Origin of the sequence: Sphingopyxis sp. BE259 (assembly GCF_031457495.1) — a bacterium.
GTDB lineage: Bacteria > Pseudomonadota > Alphaproteobacteria > Sphingomonadales > Sphingomonadaceae > Sphingopyxis.
Genome location: NZ_JAVDWM010000001.1, coordinates 1,587,290 through 1,605,733 on the forward strand (window position 1 = coordinate 1,587,290; position 18,444 = coordinate 1,605,733).

Genomic DNA, 18,444 nt, shown 5'->3' on the forward strand with positions numbered 1-18,444 from the left:
GTCGATCTTGAAGGACTGAAACCATGCATGAATGGAAGATTGGGTTGGCGGGAGCGTTGCTCCTCGCCGGATGCTCGGGCGCGCCTGCGGAAAAGGTGACCGAAAAGGCGGTCGAACCGGCCGGCAACAATATCCTGCACATCAGCTGGGGCGGTATCGCCGAGGCCGAAGCGGGCGAGGCAAAGCGGCATTGGTCGACCTATACGATCAATCTGGTCGATGGCGGCCCGGCCTATGGCTGGCTTTCCGAAAAGAGCATCCGCTTTCCGCACACGCTGAATTTCGAACTTGCGGGTAACGGCAAGATCGATGCGGTGGTGATCGACAGCCGGTTCGAGCCCGTGGTGCGCGAGGACGGGTCAATGTCGCAAACCGCCGAAGGGTCGCCGGTGCGGCGCTTTGCGCTGCTTGGATCGACAACCGGACCCGACGGCCCGTTCGCGCTGCTGGTCGATGGCGAGGCCAGGGCCGATGCGCAGACCACCATCAAATTGCCGAAGGAAAGCCGCGCCCGCTGGCTGCGCCTGCGCATCGACAGCAATTGGGCGGGCAGCGGCGCGACGCGCTTGTCCGATGTCGTGATCATCGGTGACGTCGAACAGCGCGGCGCCGCGGCGGTGGCGGACGTCAGCGGCGTCTATAGCCATGAATATGGTCCGATCATGCTGCGCCAGCGCGGTAATGAGATATTGGGCTGCTACAACAACGGCCTCGGCACGCTGCGCGGCACCATATTCGGCCGGATCATGCGGCTTGCCTGGTTCTCGAACGAGGAAGGCAGCATCGGCGCGGCGACGCTGGTCGCGGCGAACGACAAGCTCTACGGCTTTTGGTATCGGCCCGAGGACAAGATGGGCAGCCCGTGGAACGCCGACAAGCAAAGCGGCATCGACGGCGCCGATCTGGGCAAGTGCCGCGCGGTGCTCTATCCGCCGGTCTGAACAACACGGGGGCCATATGAATTCCGTTTTCCCGATCGATCACCCGACCGCCGCAGTTGCCGGGAGTGATCAGCGGTTTCCGGTCCGGCGCATCTTTTGCGTCGGCAAGAATTACGCCGATCATGCCCGCGAAATGGGCGGCGATCCCGACCGCGAACCGCCCTTTTTCTTTTCCAAACCCGCCGATGCGGTCATTGCGGGGACCGCTGATATCGCGATGCCGCCGCGCACCGCCAACCTGCATCACGAGATCGAGCTGGTCGTGGCGCTGGGCGGCGGCGGCACCAATATCGGCGCGGATGACGCACTGGCGGCGGTGTTCGGCTATGCAGTCGGCAACGACCTGACCCGCCGCGACTTGCAGGCCGATGCCAAGGCGAGCGGGCGGCCGTGGGACATGGCGAAGGGGTTCGACCGTAGCGCGGTGCTGTCGCCGATCCGCCCGGTGGCCGAGGTCGGCCATCCAGCCGCGGCGCGCATCTGGTTGTCGGTCAACGACGAGTCGCGTCAGGACGGCGACATTGCCGACATGATCTGGCCGGTGGCGGACATCATCGCCGAACTGTCGACCTATGTCGAACTAAGCGCGGGCGATCTGATCTATACTGGCACCCCGGCGGGGGTTGGCCGGATCGTCGCGGGCGACCGGGTGGCGGGCGGTATCGATGGCATCGGCAGCATTGCCAACCGCTTCATCTGACCCAGCCTATATAGCTTATGGAATATATCGACACGGCCATTCGGTATTATTTGTTTATGGCGCGCGCGCTTAGGCCGGTTGCAGAGAGTGGCTCTGTTTGAAGGATCGCGCATGAAATCGACCAATGTGGCCCGCAATGTCGGTGCGGCGCTCCGCGATATGGGGGTGCGCCATGTCTTTGGCGTGCCGAGCGGCGGCTGGGTCGATTATATGGAGGCGATCCGCACCACCGACGGCATCGACTTCGTTCTGGCCAGTCACGAAGGCGGCGCGGGCTTCATGGCCGACGTCTGTGGACGTCTGACCGGAGTGCCCGGGGTTTGTTTCGGAACCTTTGGACCCGGCGCGACCAATCTGGCCACCGGCGTCGGCGGTGCGACGCTCGATCGTTCGCCGATGATCGCGCTGACCGACGAAATGCCTGCGCCCTGGCGCAATCGCACGATCCAGATGGGCATCGATCATCAAGCGCTGTTCGCGCCGCTGACCAAAGCGACGATGCGGATCGCACCCGACACGGCGGTCGAGACGCTGGCCGCAGCGGCGCGGATCGCATTGTCGGGTCGTCCCGGTGCGGTGCATGTCGGGCTGCCGCAGGGGATGAGCGCGGTCGCGGTCGATGAAGCGCGGATTGCGCCGGTTGCCGCCGATCCGATTTCTGCCGCCAGCGACGCTGACATTGCCGCGCTGGTTTCGGCCTTCGCGGCGGCGCGCAAGCCGGTGCTGGCTATCGGGTTGGGTGCTGTTCACGCGCGGGTGCAGGACCAGATCGTGGCGCTGGCCGAACGCTTCGGCCTGCCGGTGCTGCTCACGCCGATGGCCAAGGGCATGGTGGAGGAAACCCATCCCAATTACGCCGGGGTGTTGTTCCACGCGCTATCCGACATGGTGGGCGTGACCCATGCCGAGGCCGATCTGGTCGTCGCGGTTGGCTATGACCCGATCGAGTTCAACTATGAAAGCTGGATGCGCGACGGGCTTGCCCTTGCCAGCATCGACATCGCGGCCGCCGATATCGATACCGCCGTGCATCCGCTCGTCGCCGACGCGGTCGGGGGGATCGCGCCGACGCTCGATGCGCTGCTCGCGCTGCCCGCCGATACCAAGGATTGGGATCTGGCCGCGCTCGCTGCGCGCAAGGACGCGATGTTTGCGAAACTGGCGGGACGCGAGGGCGCCTTTGGACCGTGCGCCGCGCTCGACGTGCTGCGCGACGTGCTGCCGGGCGAGGGCATCATGACCTGCGATGTCGGGGCGCATACCCATCTGATCGGCCAGCATTGGCGCACCCCGGCGCCGGGAACCCAGATCATGTCGAACGGCTGGTCGGCGATGGGCTTTGGCCTGCCGTCGGCGATCGCGGCCAAGCTCTGCCGCCCCGATACGCCGGTCTGTTGCGTCTTGGGCGACGGCGGTTTCCTGATGACGGCGGGCGAACTGGCGACCGCGGTGCGCGAAAAGCTGCCGCTCGTCATCGTTATCTTTACCGACAACGACCTCGCGTTGATCCGCATCAAGCAGGAAAAGAAATCGAACCCGATCTATGGCACGCCGGTGCGCACCGAAGGGACGATCGGCGGGCCGTCGCTGTTCGGGGTTCCGGTGACCGTCGCCCGCGATCCGGCGGAGTTCCGCGCGGCGCTGGAGGCGGGCTTTGCCGCCAATGGGCCTGTCATCGTCGAGGCGCTGCTCGACAGCCGTGAATATGACGGTCTGGTCCTGCGCAAGGACAAGCCATGATGCATGTTGCGCTCGACAGCGGCCGGTCGTTGTTGATTGATGGTCGCTGGGAAGCGGCGACCGCGACGATGGAGGTGGTTAATCCTTGGTCGGGGGAAGCGCTGGGCGAGGTCGCCTGCGCCGACGTGGAGCATGTCGATCGGGCGGTGGCGAGCGCGGTCGCGGGTGCGGAAGCGATGCGCGCGTTGTCGACCGGAGCGCGGGCGCGTATCCTGCACGATGCGGCGACGGCGATCGAGCGCGATGCCGATCGCTTCGCCGCCGCGATCACCGCCGAGACCGGCAAGCCGATCCGCAGCGCCGCGCGCGAAGTCGCGCGGGCGGTCAATACGCTGCGCCTGTCGGCCGAGGAAGCAACGCGGCTGGCGGGAGAGACGATTGCCTTCGACAGCTTTCCGGGCGGCGAGGCGCGGTCGGGCTATTATGTCCACGAGCCCTTGGGTGTCATCGCCGCGATTACGCCGTTCAACGATCCGCTTAACCTGGTCTGCCATAAACTTGGCCCGGCGCTGGGCGCTGGCAACGCGGTGGTGCTGAAACCCGCCGAGCAGGCGCCGTTGGTCGCGGTCATGCTCGCGCGGCTGTTGCTCGCGGCGGGCCTGCCCGGCGATGCATTGCAGCTGCTGACCGGCCGCGGCCGCGATTTCGGCGACGTGCTGACCGGCCATCCCGATGTTGCGATGGTCAGCTTCACCGGCGGCGCCAGCGTCGGACAGGCGATAACGCGCGCGGCAGGGATCAAGCGGCTGGCGATGGAGCTTGGCGGCAATGGCCCGGTGATCGTGATGGATGATGCCGACATTGCGCGCGCCGCCGATGCGTGCGTCGCGGGTGCCTTTGGTGCGGCGGGGCAGAATTGCATCGGGGTGCAGCGGATCTATGTCCATGATGCGGTGCATGACGCCTTTCGCGATGCGCTGGTCGCCCGCGTGCAAGGCCTGCACGTCGGCGATCCGACCAACCCCGCCACCGACGTCGGGCCGATGATCTGTGCCGAGCAGGCCGAACGGATCGTCGCGTGGACGGCCGAGGCAGTGGCCGAGGGGGCGAGCCTGCTGGCGGGCGGCGAGCGGGCCGGAACGCTGGTGCGCCCGACCCTGCTTGCGAATGTCGCCGATGATGCGCGGGTCGCCTGTCACGAAGCCTTTGGCCCGGTTGCCAGCCTGTTTCGCTTTACCGACCTTGACGCCGCCATCGACGTCGCCAACCGCGCCGATTATGCCATCCACGCAGCGATCTTTACCGAATCGATCCGTCATGCGCGCCATGCGGCGCGGCGCTTGCGGGTCGCCGGGGTGATGATCAATGATTCGACCGACTACCGGCTCGACGCGATGCCGTTCGGCGGCGCGGGAAGGGGAAATATGGGGCGTGAAGGCGTGCGCTTTGCGATGCGCGAAATGTCCCAGACAAAGGTGATATGTTTCCATGACGCTTGATGCCGCCACGATCAAAATCCCCGAGTCGCCCGACCGCGGTTGGTGCGAGGCGATGGACCGCGCCGACGCGCTGGCGCCGATGCGGGGCCATTTTGTGCTGCCCGACGGGATGATCTATCTCGACGGCAATTCGCTGGGCGCGATGCCCAAAGCGGCAAGCGCGCGGGCGCAGGCGGTCGTGACGCACGAATGGGGCACCGACCTGATCAAGAGCTGGAACAGCGCCGGTTGGTTCGATCTGCCGGTGCGGCTGGGCGACAAGCTCGCGCCGCTGATAGGGGCTGACGCGGGCGAAGTCATCGTTTGCGATTCGACCAGCCAGAATCTGTTCAAGGTCTTGTCGGCGGCGGTCGCGATGCGGCCCGATCGCAGCGTCCTGATTCTCGAGGGCAGCAATTTCCCGACCAATAATTATATCGCCGAAGGTGTCGCCGCGGCGACCGGCGGGCGCGTGACCGTGCGCCTGTGCGAGAAGGACGAGATCGCGGACGCGATCGACGAAAATACCGTCGCGGTTGCGATCACGCATGTCCATTACAAGAGCGGCCATATCCACGACATGGCGGCGATCACCGCGCGCGCCCATGCCGCGGGGGCGCTCGCGATCTGGGATCTGTGCCACAGTGCGGGAGCAATGCCGGTCGATCTGAACGGCTGCAATGCCGATTTTGCGGTCGGCTGCACCTATAAATATCTGAATGGCGGTCCCGGTTCGCCCGCATTCTTGTTCGCGGCCAAACGACATCAGGGACAGGCGTTGCAGCCCGTCACCGGCTGGTGGGGCCATGCCGCGCCCTTTGCTTTCGAAGCCGGGTACCGCCCGGAGCCGGGGCTGCGCCAGTTTCTGATCGGCACCCAGCCGATCCTGTCGATGGCGCTCGTCGAAACCGGGCTCGATATTCATTTACAGGCCGACATGGCGGCAATCCGCACCAAGTCGATGGCACTGACCGACCTGTTCATCCGCCTGGTCGAGCAGCGGTGTGCCGGACATGGCTTTACGCTGGCCTCGCCGCGTGCGGCCGCGGCGCGCGGCAGCCAGGTGTCGTTCGCCCATGCCGATGGTTATCCGATCATGCGGGCGTTGATCGCCGCCGGAGTGATCGGTGATTTCCGTGCCCCCGACACGGTGCGCTTTGGCTTTACGCCGCTCTACGTCGGCTATGCCGATGTGTGGGATGCCGTCGACCGGCTGGTGACGATCATGGATGCGGGCATCTGGAAACGGCCCGAACATCAGGCGCGCGACGCCGTCACATGACCGAAGGACGAGGGGGAATGGCGATGGACGAACAGGCGTTGGTGGACCGCGAGGGCGGGCTTGAGCGCGGCTTGACCAAGGCGCAGATCATCATGATCGGCCTGGGCGGCGCGATCGGCACCGGGCTGTTCATGGGGTCGGGCATCGCGATCGGCTATGCCGGTCCCGGCGTGCTGGTCAGCTATGCGATCGCGGCGCTGATCGCGGTGATCATGGTGTTCAGCCTCTCCGAAATGGCGGTCGTCCACCCGACCGCCGGATCGTTTGGCACCTATGCCGAAATCTATCTGGGCCCGATGATGGGCTTTATCGTCCGCTATACCTACTGGATCCAGCAGGTGCTGCTAATCGGCAGCGAGGCGGTTGCGGTCGGCATCTATATGAGCTGGTGGTACCCCGACACGCCGGTGTGGATGTGGGCGGTCGGCAGCGCCGCGGTTGTCGTGTGGGTCAACACCCGCGCGGTGCACAATTTCGGGTCGGTCGAATATTGGCTGACCGTGATCAAGGTGTCGGCGATCGTCGGGTTCATCATGGTCGGCCTGTCGCGCATTTTCGGCATCGTTGGCGACCCGGTCGGGCTGCACAATGTCACCGGCCTCGCCGGCGGCTTTTTCCCCAACGGCTTTTCGGGGGTGTGGATGGCGGTGCTGATGGCGCTGTTTTCCTTCATGGGGCTGGAGTTTGTCGTCGGCACCGCCAGCGAGGCAAAGGATCCAAAGACTGCGATCCCCGCAGCGCTGCGCACGATGGCGGCGCGATTGTTCCTGTTCTACATCCTCGCGCTGTTCATCATCATTGCCTTTCTGCCGTGGACCGAGTCCGGCGCCAAGGTCGTCACCGAAAGCCCGTTCGTGAAGATGTTCGCCAGCGCCGGCATTCCCTATGCGGCGGGGGTGATGAACTTCGTCGTCGCGTCGGCGGCGCTGTCGGCGATGAACACCAGCATCTATATGGGATCGCGCATGCTGTTTTCGCTGGCGCGCGGCGGTTATGCGCCGCGCGTGCTGGGCGAGCTGAATGCGCAAAAGGTGCCGATGCGCGCGACGTTGCTCACCGGCGTGTGCATCCTCGCGGCGGCGTCGGTGTCGATCCTGACCCCGCTGGCGTATAATTATCTGTTCGGGATCACCCTGTTTGGCGGGCTGCTGGTGTGGAGCACGATCCTGGTCAGCCACCTGCGGTTCCGGCGTCAGCACAAGGCCGCCAATCTGCCGGTGCAAATGCCGTTCTTCCCTTATGCCCAGATCGTGGGGCTGGCGCTGCTCGCCGCGATTGCGGTGACGATGGCGCTCGACAGCGATTTTTGGCAGACGGCGGTGATCGCCGGGGTGCCGTGGTTGATGGTGGTGACCTTGGCCTATTTCGTCTGGCGGCGGGTGGCTGCGGGATCGTCGGCCGCATCCTGATCCTGCCCCAGCTCGGCGCGGATTTCGGCGGCGATTTCGTGGACGATGGCCATGAAATAGCTTGCCGCCGCGGATAGCTCGCCATGCGCATGGGTGGTCGCCCCGATACGCGAATTGGCGCCCTCCAATATGACGGGCAGCGCCGTCAGCCCTGCCTGACCCATGCCCACCTGATGCGGCATGGTCGCCAGCATGTCGGTGTTCATCAGCAGCGCATGATTGGTCAGGATCGACACCGATTCGATGACGTCGTGCGGCGGCTCCAGCCCTTCGTGGCGAAACGCGTGATCGACCTGGCGGCGCAATGACGTCTGCGGCGGCGGCATCACCCACGCCTGGTCGATCAGGTCGGCGAGCGTCAGGCCGCTGCGCAGGGTCAGCGGGTGTCCCTCGCGCACCATGATCGACACGGTGTCGCGATACAGCACCTCCTGTTGCAGTCCGTCGCGCTCGCGATATTCGGGCAGACGGCCCAGGACGACATCGATGTCGCCGGTGCGCAGCCCAGGCATCAGGCGGTCGATCGTGCCCTCGTCGACGGTCACCGCGATCCCGGGACGCCGTTCGCGCAGCCGCGCCAACGCGCGCGGCAGCAGCGACGTCGATGCGGCGAGGAGGGTGCCGACATGGACGCGGCCGGACAGGCCTTCCTCGAGCGATTGCAATTCTTCACCGGCATGGCGCAGCTGGGTCAGGATCAGCTTGGCATGTTTGATCATCACCCGGCCGAAATCGGTCGGCGTCACCCCGCGCGAGGAGCGGTCGAACAATTGGACCCCCAGCGCGTCTTCCAGCTCCTTGATGCTCTTCGTCGCGGCGGGCTGAGCGATGTTCAGCGCCTGCGATCCTTTCAGCACCGTGCCTTCGTCGGCGATGGCGGTCAGGAGGCGGAGCTGGCGCAATTTCAGCCGACTCAGCAGAAAATTTTCGTGGAACTTTGGCATCTTGACCCTCTGGCGCCGGTTTGGCTCAGATATAGCCATTTTATAATAGCGAGGGCAAGTCTCGGGATTATTGTTGATAGCTAAGCCTCGTTACCCAAGGTCATGGCCTGCGCCCAGATCGGCGCACGGGCAGGGCGACTAACGGGGATGCGGCGACAGTCATGACCAAAGAGGCTTCACAAAAAATGGCGGTCATCGACATGCACAGCCATTTCTTTCCGTTGATGGACGCCGCCTACCGCAGCCGGGCCGAAACCGAAGGCCTGCCATGGCTGCACGATGCCGGTAAGGGCCAAGGTTTCATCATGCAGGGCGCGAGCGAATTTCGTCCGGTCGACGACATTTTGTGGGATCCGGCGCGGCGGGTCGAGGCGCTCGACGCGCAGGGTATCGACTTGCAGATCATCTGCGCCACCCCGATCATGTTCGGCTATAGCCGCCCGGCGGCGAAGGCGCTGGAATGCGCGCAGCGTTTCAACGACGCCGCGCTGGCCTTTTGCAACCATGCGCCGGGCCGGATGAAGGCCTTGGCACAGGTGCCGCTGCAAGACATCGACCTGTCGTGCGCGGAAGTCAGCCGCGCGGTTGCGGCGGGGCATCTGGGGGTGCAGATCGGCAACCATATGGGGCTGCGCAACCTCGACGACGCCGGCATTTTGACCCTTTTGGCGCATTGTGCCGACGTCGGCGCCGCGGTGCTGATCCATCCGTGGGACATGATGGCGCGCGAACGGATGCCCAAATATATGCTGCCGTGGCTGGTCGCGATGCCCGCCGAAACGCAGCTGTCGATCCTGTCGCTGATCCTGTCAGGCGCGTTCGAGCGCCTGCCCAGGAACCTGCGTATCTGTTTTGGCCATGGCGGCGGCAGTTTCGCGTTTCTGCTCGGCCGCGTCGAAAATGCGTGGAAGCATCGCGACATCGTGCGCGTCGATTGTCCCAATCCGCCGTCGAGCTATGTCGATCGCTTCTTCGTCGATTCCGCGGTGTTCGACCCGCGGGCGCTCAGCCTGTTGGTCGATGTGATGGGCGAGGACCGGGTGCTGCTCGGGTCGGACCATCCGTTCCCGCTTGGCGAACAGGATATCGGTTCACTGGTGCAGGGGCATGACGGGCTGAGCCCCGCGCAGAAGGCGAAGATCCTCAGCGGCAATGCCAAGGCCTTTCTGGGTTTGTAGCGCGAGCCCATCCGCCGATTGCGGACATAAAAAGGCGGCCGGAGCGATACTCCGGCCGCCATTCTTTGTCGCGGGAGCGCCAGCGGTCAGGGTGCCTTGGGCGCGCCCTGAAAGCTCTCGGTGCCCGCCCAGCCGCGTTCGGACACATCGACCATGACATTTTCGGGGCCGGTCATCTTGTATTCCGCATTGTCCTTGGCCGGGTTCTTGCCCAGTCCCTGCGCCAGATTGACGTCGTGGCGCGGGGCGTAACCCGAATTTTCAAAGCGCTCGACGACCGCCGCGATGTCGTCGCACTGGAAACCGATGTGATGCAGTCCGGTATAGCCTTCGGGAAATTCCATCCCTGCGGCGGGACGGTTTTTGAAACAGAGCAGCGCGATATTGATGTGGCCGTCGGTGACATAATAGCCGCGGGCGTTGCGGCTGTCGATTTTGCCCGCGAGCGTCCAGCCGAGGACATCGGTGAAAAAGCCGACCGAATTGTCGGGGTCGGCGGATGCGATCGCCACATGGCGTAGGCGGGTGGTCATAGTTGGGCCTTTCTAGGTTCCGATACGGATGGGGCTGACGAGATCGTTCAGCGCCGCGACGATGCTTTGCGCGGTGATCCGGCCGGTGCCGGGGTTCTCGTCGGTAGGGATGTTTTCGATTATCAGTTCGAACCGCGCGCTGTCGGAATCGACGATGATGCGGTGGGTATTGCGTTCAAGCGCGGGGTCGGCCCAGATTTCGAGCCGCGTCAGTGCCGGACCGATGCCCGCCATACCCAGCGCCGCGGCGACGTTGACGTTGGCCGGAAACGCCATCGCGCCTTCGAGCGCGCTGCCCGCAAAGATTTTCAGCGGTTCGGTCAGGTCGGTGAGGTCGATCCGGTTGCGCACGACATGTTCGGCCTTGACCAGCGACTTCACCGGTTTGCGCGTCACCATCCTCACCGAATGGATCGTGCCGATCGCGGCGGCGCGCACCGCATCGAGCCCGAGCAGCGCACCGGTGGCCAGAACGATGCGTCCGCCATGGTCGCGGGCGATCTCGACTGCTTCGGGCCATTGCATCAGCGCCGCGCCGCTGACCGTCACCAGCGTCTTGCCAGCGCGCAGCGTGGCGGTGGCAATATCACGGAAAGCGGCCGTTGGGGCGCTGTCGACGATGACGTCGGACAGCGCCACCAGCGCGTCGGTGTCGACGATTGGGACAGGCGCACGCAGCTGCACCATCGCCGCGGCCGCGCGGGCCGGATCGCCCGCCGACACCGCGGCCAGGTTCAGCGGCAACGCGCTGGCTTCGATATGGCGCGCAACGACGCGGCCGATGGTGCCGAACCCGGCGATGCCAATCTTGATCATGGCGACCGCGCTACGGCGTCTCTGCTATATAGGATAATATCCATTGGCCGCGTTGCTATCGCTGAAACGATATAGAGGACGTTGTGCCCGAGCTATGCATTTTTGATTATAGATGCACCCGGTTTCTATCTTTGACTGCATATCGATCAACCCGCACAAGCAGCATCGAACTTGCGGGGGACCCGATGCAGTCGCTTTTGAATCCTGATCTGCTGACGCTGGCGGCGATGATGCTGCTGACCGGAGCGGTCGGCGGCGTGATTGCCGGGATGCTGGGCGTTGGCGGCGGGATCGTCATCGTTCCGGTGCTCGACCTGGTGCTGGCGGCGCTCGACGTCGATAGCACGGTGCGGATGCATGTCGCGGTCGCGACCTCGCTCGCGACGATCATCCCGACCGCAATCTCGTCATCGCGCGCGCACCATGCCAAGGGTGCCGTCGATCGCGATCAGCTGAAGCGCTGGGGCGTTGCCATTTTTCTCGGCGCGATTGCGGGCGTCCTGCTCGCATCGCGCGTCAGCGGCGACATGCTGTCGGCGGTGTTCGGGATTGTCGCGCTGATCGTTGCGATCAAGATGCTGCTGCCGCTGGAGGGCAAGCATATCGCCGACGCGGTTCCCGGCGGACCCGTCGGGCAGCTCATCCCCTTTGGCATCGGCGGCATTTCCAGCATGATGGGGATCGGCGGCGGCACCCTCAGCGTCCCCGTGATGACGCTGTTCAATGTTCCGATCCACCGCGCGGTTGGGACCGCGGCGCTGTTCGGCTTGCTGATCAGCGTCCCGGCGACGGCGGCATTCATCGTCACCGGCTGGACCGTCGAGGATCTGCCGCCGGGCAGCTTGGGCTATGTCAATCTGATCGGCTTCGCGATCATCGCGCCGGTGTCCTATCTGACCGCGCCGTGGGGCGCCCGGATCGCGCACGCGCTGTCGAAGCGCCAGCTGAGCCTGATGTTCGGACTGTTCCTGACCGTTGTCGCGGTGCGGATGCTGGTCCGGGCGTTCGGATAAGATGCGATGTCCGTCGCCCGCAACACGATCGGCGCATTCGCCACGCAACGCATGTTGGATCGCCGCACCGCGCTCGCGCAGATCGGGGGCGCCATGGCGCTCGGCTGCACCGCTCCCACTTTCGCTCATTCCCCTCAAAAGAAAGATCGCCGCATGACCTGGTTCGCCCTTGCCACCCGCGCCGGAGCCGATGGCCCGCGTCCTGTGATTCAGGTCGGCGACGCCTTTCACGACCTCCACGATGCCGCCGCCGCGCATGGCTTTGCCGCCGTCGCTGGCGACGTGTCCGCCATCATTCGCGACTGGGACGCCCGGCGTGACGCGCTGTTCGCGCTCGCCCGGGCGCTCGGCGGCGTATCGGGTGCGATCGCAGCGCCGAAGCTCGCCGCGCCGTTCGAGCCGCGCCGCATCTTTGCCGCCGCCTCGAACTTCATCGAACATGCCGAAGAAATGCAGACCAAGCTCGCTGCCAAGGCCGACAGCGAACCCTATATCTTTCTGAAGACGATCGAGAGCGTCGTCGGGCCAGGCGATACCGTCGTCGTCCCGCCGCAGGTTGCACGCCCCGATTGGGAGGTCGAACTTGGCGTCGTGCTTGGCCGGTCGGGCAAGAATGTCGCGGTGGCCGACGCGCACGCCATGATCGCGGGCTATACAATCGTCAACGACGTGTCGGCGCGCGACCGCACCCGGCGCAGCGACTTTCCCTTCTCGCACGACTGGTTCCGCGGCAAGAGTTTCGACAGCTTCACCCCGCTTGGCCCGGTGTTCGTCCCGCGCGATTGCCTGGACGATCCGCACACCATCCGCTTGGGGCTGAAGGTCAACGGCGCGACGATGCAGGACGGCAACACGTCCGAGATGATCTTCAACATCTACGAACAGATCGCCTATCTTTCGACGATCCTCGAACTGCGCGCAGGCGACCTGATCGCGTCGGGCACCCCCGCCGGGGTCGGCATGGGGCGCGGGGTCTTTCTGCAGGACGGCGACGTGATGACCGCGTGGATTGACGGGATCGGCGAACTCGCCAACCCGGTCGCTGCCCCGCACCTGCCGAAAGAAGCATGACCATGGCTGCGCTATCCCGCCGCTCGCTGCTTGTCCCGATCCTGATCGTCGTGGCGATTGCCACGCTCACCCTGTGGAGCGCTTTGGGCGGCAGTGCGCCCAAGACGGTGCAGCAAGCCGATGCGCGCACCGTGCGCTTCAACATGGCTTGGCTGCCGCAGGGCAGCATGGCCGGCATCTTTGTCGCGATCGACAAGGGCTATTTCGCCGAGGCCGGGCTCAACGTCGAGGCGGTGCGCGGCTTTGGCGGCATACGGACGGCCAATGAGCTCGATCAGGGCATGTTCGAGTTTGCCTATATCGACCCGCTGTCGGTCGCGCTCAACCGGTCAAAGGGCGGCGCGGCGCGGATGATCGGCGGCATCAACATGCGGCTGCCCGCGGGTGCCTGCTTCGTCAAGGAACGCCACGTCATCACGAAGCCCGCCGACTTGGCGGGGCTGCGTTTCGGCGCCGGTCAAAGCTCGGCGATCCAGGCACTGCTGCCGGCCTGGCTGAAAGGCAACGGCGTCGATCCGGTGCGCGTCGAACAGATCCAGCTCGACCCCGCGATCGTCGTGTCGTCGCTGGTCGAGGGACGGATCGACGCCGCCGAATGCTGGCTGGGCAATTCGATGGCGCTGTTCGACAAGGCGGCAAAGGCGAAGGGTGTCACTATCGGGCGCATCGCCTATGCCGATTTCGGGCTGGATGTTTACGGAAGCGGCTTTGCGGCGCGCGATTCGCTGATCGAAAAAGATCCCGAACTGGTGCGTGCTTTTTTGAAGGCAGCCTATCGCGGCTATGCGGACGCGGCGCGCGATCCCAAGGCCGCGCTGGCCGTCATTCGCAAACATTACCCGCTGCTCGACGAGGCCGTGACCGAACGGCAGATCCGTGAAACCGCCGACCTGATGGCGGCCGAGGGCGGATCGCACCGGCTGAAGCCCGAGAAGGTTGCGCGGACCGTCACCTATCTTCAGGCGAGCGGCCAGTTGCAAGGCTTTGATGCCAACACGGCGCTGTTCACCAACGCCTTTGTGCCAATGGGGAAGCCGTGATGAGCGACCCTGCCGCCTATCGCCCGCGACCGACGCGGCTGGGGCATCTGGTCCTGAAGGTGCGCGACATCGATCGGTCGCTCGCCTTTTACACCGAAGTGATGGGGCTCGAAGTGTCCGACTGGATCGACCACCAGATGGTGTTCCTGCGCGCGGGCGAGGATCATCATGATCTGGCGCTTCTGCAACTGCCGCCCGGCCATATCGCGACGCCCGATGGCCATTTCCCGGCGGTGGAGCATTTCTCCTATCGGCTCGAGAGCCTGGACGAGATGGAAAAGGTGGCTGCGATGCTGGTCGCGCGCGGCATCACCATCGATCGCGGGATCGGCAAACATGGTCCCGGCGCGAACAGCTTTCTGGTGTTCCGCGACCCGGATGGCAACAATGTCGAATTCTACACCGACATGACGCAGATCGACGCCGAGCATCCCTACACCCCGTCGGTGTGGGACGGCAAACAGCTCGACACGTTCGATCGCTGGCATCTGGAACATTTTTTGGTCCCGCCGCCCGCGCGCATCCAGTCGTTGATCGACAAGGAGGGCGGCCAATGAGCGCCCCCGCCGTCACCCGCGACCATGCGATCAGCATCGGTTTTTTCCTTGTTCTTGGTCTCGCCTGGGAATTCGGGGTGCGCTGGTCGGGGGTGCAATCCTATCTGTTGCCGCCGCCCGGCGCGATCCTCGCCGAACTGTGGCAGTCACGCGGACCGATATTGGCGCAAAGCCTGGTCACGCTGACCGAGGTGTTCTGGGGCTTTATCATCGCGGTGGCGCTGGGCGTGCCGATCGCGGCGCTGATCTATTTCTCGCGCACCGCGAAACGCACCGTCTATCCGCTGTTCGTCGCGCTGCAGAGCATTCCCAAGATCGGCCTCGCGCCGCTGATCGTCGTCTGGTTCGGCTATGGGCTGACGTCGAAACTGATCATGGCGTTCCTGTTCGCCTTTTTCCCGATCATCATCTCGACGCTCGGCGGGCTGGCGAGCACCCCGGCGCATCTGGAGGAACATTTCCGCGCCTTGCGCGCGACGCCGATGCAGAGCTTCTGGCGGCTGCGCGTTCCCGCGGCGCTGCCGAGCTTTCTCGACGGGTGCAAGGTCGCGATGCCGCTGGCGGTCATCGGCGCCGTCGTTGGCGAATTTGTTGGGTCGAACGACGGCTTGGGCAATCTGATCCTGACCGCGTCGGGTTCGGGACATACGACGCTGACCTTTGCGGCGTTGATCGCGGTGACGATGATGTCGCTCATTCTCTTCTACAGCGTGGCCTATTGGGAACGCTTCATCTGGTGGCGGGCGGCATGAGCGGGGTGATTTCGATTGCGGACGTCGGCAAGGCGTTCGGCGACCTGCGGGTGCTTGGTAATGTCAGCGCCGATATCGGCGCGGCGGAATTTGTGTCGGTGCTTGGTCCGTCGGGGTGCGGCAAGAGCACGTTGCTGCGCCTGATCGCCGGGCTGACCCCGTTCGAGCACGGCAGCATCAGTTTCAACGGGACAGAAGTCACCGCGCCCGCGCCCGAAATGGGGTTTGTGTTCCAGACGTCGAACCTGCTGCCCTGGCTCAATGTGCGCGACAATCTGCTGCTCGGCGTTGATCTCGACGCTGCGGTGCAGCGGCCAAGCGACGCGGTGTTCGCCGATCTGGTCGAGACGCTGGGCCTGACTGGCTTCGAGGCCAGCTATCCGCACCAGCTGTCGGGCGGGATGCGGCATCGCGTCGCGATCGGGCAGGCGCTGGCGCGTAATCCGCAGGTGCTGCTGATGGATGAGCCTTTCGGGGCGCTCGACGCATTGACCCGCGACCGGCTCAACATGGAATTGCTGCGCATCTGGCAGCGCGATCGCAAGACGGTGGTGCTGGTTACCCACAGCATTTCCGAAGCGGTGCTACTGTCCGACCGGGTGCTCGTGATGTCCGAACGGCCGGGGACGATTATCGAGGATGTCCGCATCGACCTGCCGCGCCCGCGCGATCCCAGCGTCACGCGCGAGGATCCCGCGTTCGGCGACTATGTCGTGCGGCTGAGCAAATTGATGGGAGTATCGTGATGGACAGCGGGGTTCTGGCGACCGCGGGCGCCGAAATCTATTGGCAGACGCACGGGCAGGGACCGGCGGTGGTGCTGGCGCATGGAATCGGCGGCAATCATGCGATCTGGTATCGCCAGATCGACGCGCTGGCGCGGTCGAACCGTGTCATCCTGTTCGATCATCGCGGTTTCGGCCTGTCGCGCGATTTGGACGGACGCGGACGCGACGGCTTTGTCGATGACCTTACGGCGCTGCTCGACCATTTGGGCGAAACCAAGGCGGCGCTGGTCGGCCAGTCGATGGGCGCGGGGACGTGCATCGGCTTTGCGCATCGCGCGCCTGAAAGGGTCGCGGCGCTGGCGATCTGTGACAGTTTGCACGGGCTAGTCGAGAGTGACGCGGTCAAGGCGATCATGGATACGGCGCGGGCGCAAACCGCAACGATGGGACAGATCGAGCGCGTCCTTGGCGCGGCGGCATCGCGCGAACTGGCGGGGCTCTATACGCAGATCGCGAGTTTCAACGCCGCCGATCGCCGCAGCCTGACCGGTCGTTTCGACGCGCGGCCCGCCGCCGAGCTCAGCGGCAACGGTTTTCCGATCCTGTTCCTGTGCGGCGCCGACGACTTATTGTTCCCAGTCGCGGCGGTACGGCTGGTCCAGGCCGAGGTCGCCGGATCGTTTCTGGTCGAGGTCAACGATGCCGGGCATTCGGCGTTTCTGGAGCAGCCGGTGCAGTTCAACGACACCATCCTCTCGCTGCTCCAGATGGCGGACCATGTCGGCAAGGGCGGCGCCGTCCACAGCAACACTGTGGGCTATGTGCGGGTCGGGGGTGACGCATGACCGATGCGGCTTACCCCTTCGCGAACCGCGACATCCTGAATTATGTCGACGGCGCATTCGTCGCGACTGGCGCGCAATTCGACAATGTGAACCCGGTGACCGGCGAGGTTGCGGCGCGCGTGTCGCTGGCCGACCAGCCGCTGGTCGACCGCGCCGTTGCCGCGGCGCGGCGGGCGTTGAAAGGGCCATGGAGCAAGATGTCGCAGGCCGAGCGGTGCCAGCTGCTCGTCCGCGTCGCCGAGGGGATCGAGGCGCGCTTCGACGAATTCGCCGCCGCCGAGATCGCCGATACTGGCAAGTCGCTGCATCAGGCGCGCACGATCGACATTCCGCGCGGCGCCGCCAATTTTCGCGCCTTTGCGGGACTGGCGGAGTCGCGCGCGATGCCGAGTTTCCGCACCGATCTTCCTGACGGGCGCAGCGCAATCAACTATGCGATCGCCCGGCCGCTGGGCGTGGTCGCGATCATTTCGCCGTGGAACCTGCCGCTCTTGCTGATGACGTGGAAAGTCGCCCCGGCGCTCGCCTGCGGCAACGTCGTCGTCGTGAAGCCCAGCGAGGAAACGCCATCGACCGCGACCCTGCTGGCCGAGGTGATGGACGCCGCGGGGTTGCCGCCGGGTGTGTTCAACCTCGTCCACGGCTTTGGCGCCGACTCGACGGGCGAATGGCTGACCGCGCATCCCGACATCGACGCCATCACCTTTACCGGGGAATCGACCACCGGCGGCGCGATCATGCGCGTCGCCGCGGCGGGGGTGAAGCCGGTGTCGTTCGAACTCGGCGGCAAGAATGCCGCGCTGGTCTTTGCCGATTGCGATTTCGACGAGGCGGTGGCGGGAACGGTGCGGTCGGTGTTTTCCAACTGCGGGCAGGTCTGCCTGTGCACAGAGCGTGTCTATGTCGAGCGGTCGATCTTCGACCGCTTCGTGAAGGCGCTGGCCGAGCGGGCCGAGGCGCTGACCATCGGCGATCCGTGGTCGGGTGCCGACATGGGGCCGCTGATTTCGCACGGCCATCGCGACAAGGTGCTCGGCTATTACCAGCTCGCGCGCGATGAGGGGGCGACGGTGGTGACTGGCGGCGGGGTGCCGGTGTTTGGGACGGCGCTCGACCAAGGCGCGTTCGTTCAGCCGACGATCCTGACCGGACTTGACGCCGATGCGCGCTGCGTGCGCGAGGAGATCTTCGGCCCGGTCTGCCATATCGCCCCCTTCGACCGCGAGGACGAGGCGATCGAGCTGGCGAACGATAGCGCCTATGGTCTGGCGGCGGCGATCTGGACCCGCGACGTCGGGCGCGCGCACCGCGTTGCCGCGCAGATGGAAGCGGGCATCGTCTGGGTCAATGAATGGTTCCTGCGCGACCTGCGCACGCCGTTCGGCGGCATGAAATTGTCGGGCATCGGGCGCGAGGGCGGCGAACATTCGCTGGGCTTTTATTCCGAACCGACCAACATCTGCGTGAAGTTGTAGAG

18 protein-coding genes are annotated in these 18,444 nt (G+C 65.1%); 15 read left to right on the top strand and 3 right to left on the bottom strand.

The annotated features are described in order from the left end of the window. Positions 1-23: 23 nt before the first annotated feature. The 6 genes from J2X44_RS07745 to J2X44_RS07770 all read left to right on the top strand — a co-directional run bounded on the left by J2X44_RS07745 (position 24) and on the right by J2X44_RS07770 (position 7,490). A complete protein-coding gene (locus J2X44_RS07745) occupies positions 24-941 on the top strand; it encodes a hypothetical protein (protein WP_310088940.1) in 918 nt (305 codons plus the stop codon). Between the two features lie 16 nt (positions 942-957). Continuing rightward, entirely contained in the window at positions 958-1,641 is a 684-nt protein-coding gene (locus J2X44_RS07750) for a fumarylacetoacetate hydrolase family protein (protein ID WP_310249239.1), read from the top strand. Positions 1,642-1,752: 111 nt separating this feature from the next. Then, on the top strand, positions 1,753-3,381 hold the full coding sequence (locus tag J2X44_RS07755) for a thiamine pyrophosphate-binding protein (RefSeq protein WP_310088942.1): 1,629 nt from the start codon (positions 1,753-1,755) through the stop codon (positions 3,379-3,381). Further along, entirely contained in the window at positions 3,378-4,820 is a 1,443-nt protein-coding gene (locus J2X44_RS07760) for an aldehyde dehydrogenase family protein (RefSeq protein WP_310088944.1), read from the top strand. The genes J2X44_RS07755 and J2X44_RS07760 overlap by 4 nt, the downstream gene beginning before the upstream one ends. After that, positions 4,810-6,081, top strand: a complete 1,272-nt coding sequence (gene kynU, locus J2X44_RS07765; RefSeq protein ID WP_310088945.1) for a kynureninase — start codon at positions 4,810-4,812, stop codon at positions 6,079-6,081. The genes J2X44_RS07760 and kynU overlap by 11 nt, the downstream gene beginning before the upstream one ends. Positions 6,082-6,098: 17 nt before the next feature. Then, on the top strand, positions 6,099-7,490 hold the full coding sequence (locus J2X44_RS07770; RefSeq protein ID WP_310088946.1) for an amino acid permease: 1,392 nt from the start codon (positions 6,099-6,101) through the stop codon (positions 7,488-7,490). Here the strand turns inward: J2X44_RS07770 and J2X44_RS07775 are convergent. Beyond that, entirely contained in the window at positions 7,442-8,434 is a 993-nt protein-coding gene (locus tag J2X44_RS07775; RefSeq protein WP_310088947.1) for a LysR family transcriptional regulator, read from the bottom strand. The two genes, J2X44_RS07770 and J2X44_RS07775, sit on opposite strands and share 49 nt — an antisense overlap. A gap of 161 nt (positions 8,435-8,595) precedes the next feature. On the opposite strand from J2X44_RS07775, the gene J2X44_RS07780 reads away from it, so the two are divergent. Further along, positions 8,596-9,612, top strand: a complete 1,017-nt coding sequence (locus J2X44_RS07780) for an amidohydrolase family protein (RefSeq protein ID WP_310088948.1) — start codon at positions 8,596-8,598, stop codon at positions 9,610-9,612. Between the two features lie 86 nt (positions 9,613-9,698). Here J2X44_RS07780 and J2X44_RS07785 read toward each other — a convergent pair whose 3' ends face one another. Both J2X44_RS07785 and J2X44_RS07790 read right to left on the bottom strand, forming a co-directional pair. Next, complete coding sequence (locus J2X44_RS07785) at positions 9,699-10,145, bottom strand: VOC family protein (RefSeq protein ID WP_137752370.1); 447 nt, start codon at positions 10,143-10,145, stop codon at positions 9,699-9,701. Positions 10,146-10,157: 12 nt separating this feature from the next. Then, a complete protein-coding gene (locus tag J2X44_RS07790; protein ID WP_310088949.1) occupies positions 10,158-10,961 on the bottom strand; it encodes an aspartate dehydrogenase in 804 nt (267 codons plus the stop codon). Positions 10,962-11,146: 185 nt separating this feature from the next. On the opposite strand from J2X44_RS07790, the gene J2X44_RS07795 reads away from it, so the two are divergent. The 8 genes from J2X44_RS07795 (at position 11,147) to J2X44_RS07830 (ending at position 18,442) form a co-directional block, all read left to right on the top strand. After that, a complete protein-coding gene (locus tag J2X44_RS07795; protein WP_310088950.1) occupies positions 11,147-11,974 on the top strand; it encodes a sulfite exporter TauE/SafE family protein in 828 nt (275 codons plus the stop codon). Between the two features lie 153 nt (positions 11,975-12,127). Beyond that, a complete protein-coding gene (locus tag J2X44_RS07800) occupies positions 12,128-13,045 on the top strand; it encodes a fumarylacetoacetate hydrolase family protein (RefSeq protein WP_310088951.1) in 918 nt (305 codons plus the stop codon). Positions 13,046-13,047: 2 nt separating this feature from the next. Further along, entirely contained in the window at positions 13,048-14,085 is a 1,038-nt protein-coding gene (locus J2X44_RS07805) for an ABC transporter substrate-binding protein (protein WP_310088952.1), read from the top strand. Then, complete coding sequence (locus tag J2X44_RS07810; protein WP_310088953.1) at positions 14,085-14,642, top strand: VOC family protein; 558 nt, start codon at positions 14,085-14,087, stop codon at positions 14,640-14,642. The genes J2X44_RS07805 and J2X44_RS07810 overlap by 1 nt, the downstream gene beginning before the upstream one ends. Next, positions 14,639-15,394, top strand: a complete 756-nt coding sequence (locus J2X44_RS07815) for an ABC transporter permease (RefSeq protein ID WP_310088954.1) — start codon at positions 14,639-14,641, stop codon at positions 15,392-15,394. Before J2X44_RS07810 ends, J2X44_RS07815 begins: the two co-directional genes overlap by 4 nt. After that, positions 15,391-16,140: an ABC transporter ATP-binding protein gene (locus tag J2X44_RS07820; protein ID WP_310088955.1), complete on the top strand. Its 750-nt coding sequence runs from the start codon at positions 15,391-15,393 to the stop codon at positions 16,138-16,140. Before J2X44_RS07815 ends, J2X44_RS07820 begins: the two co-directional genes overlap by 4 nt. Next, positions 16,140-16,967: an alpha/beta hydrolase gene (locus J2X44_RS07825; protein ID WP_310088956.1), complete on the top strand. Its 828-nt coding sequence runs from the start codon at positions 16,140-16,142 to the stop codon at positions 16,965-16,967. Before J2X44_RS07820 ends, J2X44_RS07825 begins: the two co-directional genes overlap by 1 nt. Next, positions 16,964-18,442, top strand: coding sequence for a 2-hydroxymuconic semialdehyde dehydrogenase (locus tag J2X44_RS07830; protein WP_310088957.1), 1,479 nt, complete (start codon positions 16,964-16,966; stop codon positions 18,440-18,442). The genes J2X44_RS07825 and J2X44_RS07830 overlap by 4 nt, the downstream gene beginning before the upstream one ends. Positions 18,443-18,444 lie beyond the last annotated feature (2 nt).

What these genes read in the sequence shown, in the direction of transcription:
- J2X44_RS07745 (WP_310088940.1), top strand. Translation starts at nt 24, where the DNA reads ATGCATGAATGGAAGATTGGGTTGGCGGGAGCGTTGCTCCTCGCCGGA.
- J2X44_RS07750 (WP_310249239.1), top strand. Translation starts at nt 958, where the DNA reads ATGAATTCCGTTTTCCCGATCGATCACCCGACCGCCGCAGTTGCCGGG.
- J2X44_RS07755 (WP_310088942.1), top strand. Translation starts at nt 1,753, where the DNA reads ATGAAATCGACCAATGTGGCCCGCAATGTCGGTGCGGCGCTCCGCGAT.
- J2X44_RS07760 (WP_310088944.1), top strand. Translation starts at nt 3,378, where the DNA reads ATGATGCATGTTGCGCTCGACAGCGGCCGGTCGTTGTTGATTGATGGT.
- kynU (WP_310088945.1), top strand. Translation starts at nt 4,810, where the DNA reads ATGACGCTTGATGCCGCCACGATCAAAATCCCCGAGTCGCCCGACCGC.
- J2X44_RS07770 (WP_310088946.1), top strand. Translation starts at nt 6,099, where the DNA reads ATGGCGATGGACGAACAGGCGTTGGTGGACCGCGAGGGCGGGCTTGAG.
- J2X44_RS07775 (WP_310088947.1), bottom strand. Translation starts at nt 8,434, where the DNA reads ATGCCAAAGTTCCACGAAAATTTTCTGCTGAGTCGGCTGAAATTGCGC.
- J2X44_RS07780 (WP_310088948.1), top strand. Translation starts at nt 8,596, where the DNA reads ATGACCAAAGAGGCTTCACAAAAAATGGCGGTCATCGACATGCACAGC.
- J2X44_RS07785 (WP_137752370.1), bottom strand. Translation starts at nt 10,145, where the DNA reads ATGACCACCCGCCTACGCCATGTGGCGATCGCATCCGCCGACCCCGAC.
- J2X44_RS07790 (WP_310088949.1), bottom strand. Translation starts at nt 10,961, where the DNA reads ATGATCAAGATTGGCATCGCCGGGTTCGGCACCATCGGCCGCGTCGTT.
- J2X44_RS07795 (WP_310088950.1), top strand. Translation starts at nt 11,147, where the DNA reads ATGCAGTCGCTTTTGAATCCTGATCTGCTGACGCTGGCGGCGATGATG.
- J2X44_RS07800 (WP_310088951.1), top strand. Translation starts at nt 12,128, where the DNA reads ATGACCTGGTTCGCCCTTGCCACCCGCGCCGGAGCCGATGGCCCGCGT.
- J2X44_RS07805 (WP_310088952.1), top strand. Translation starts at nt 13,048, where the DNA reads ATGGCTGCGCTATCCCGCCGCTCGCTGCTTGTCCCGATCCTGATCGTC.
- J2X44_RS07810 (WP_310088953.1), top strand. Translation starts at nt 14,085, where the DNA reads ATGAGCGACCCTGCCGCCTATCGCCCGCGACCGACGCGGCTGGGGCAT.
- J2X44_RS07815 (WP_310088954.1), top strand. Translation starts at nt 14,639, where the DNA reads ATGAGCGCCCCCGCCGTCACCCGCGACCATGCGATCAGCATCGGTTTT.
- J2X44_RS07820 (WP_310088955.1), top strand. Translation starts at nt 15,391, where the DNA reads ATGAGCGGGGTGATTTCGATTGCGGACGTCGGCAAGGCGTTCGGCGAC.
- J2X44_RS07825 (WP_310088956.1), top strand. Translation starts at nt 16,140, where the DNA reads ATGGACAGCGGGGTTCTGGCGACCGCGGGCGCCGAAATCTATTGGCAG.
- J2X44_RS07830 (WP_310088957.1), top strand. Translation starts at nt 16,964, where the DNA reads ATGACCGATGCGGCTTACCCCTTCGCGAACCGCGACATCCTGAATTAT.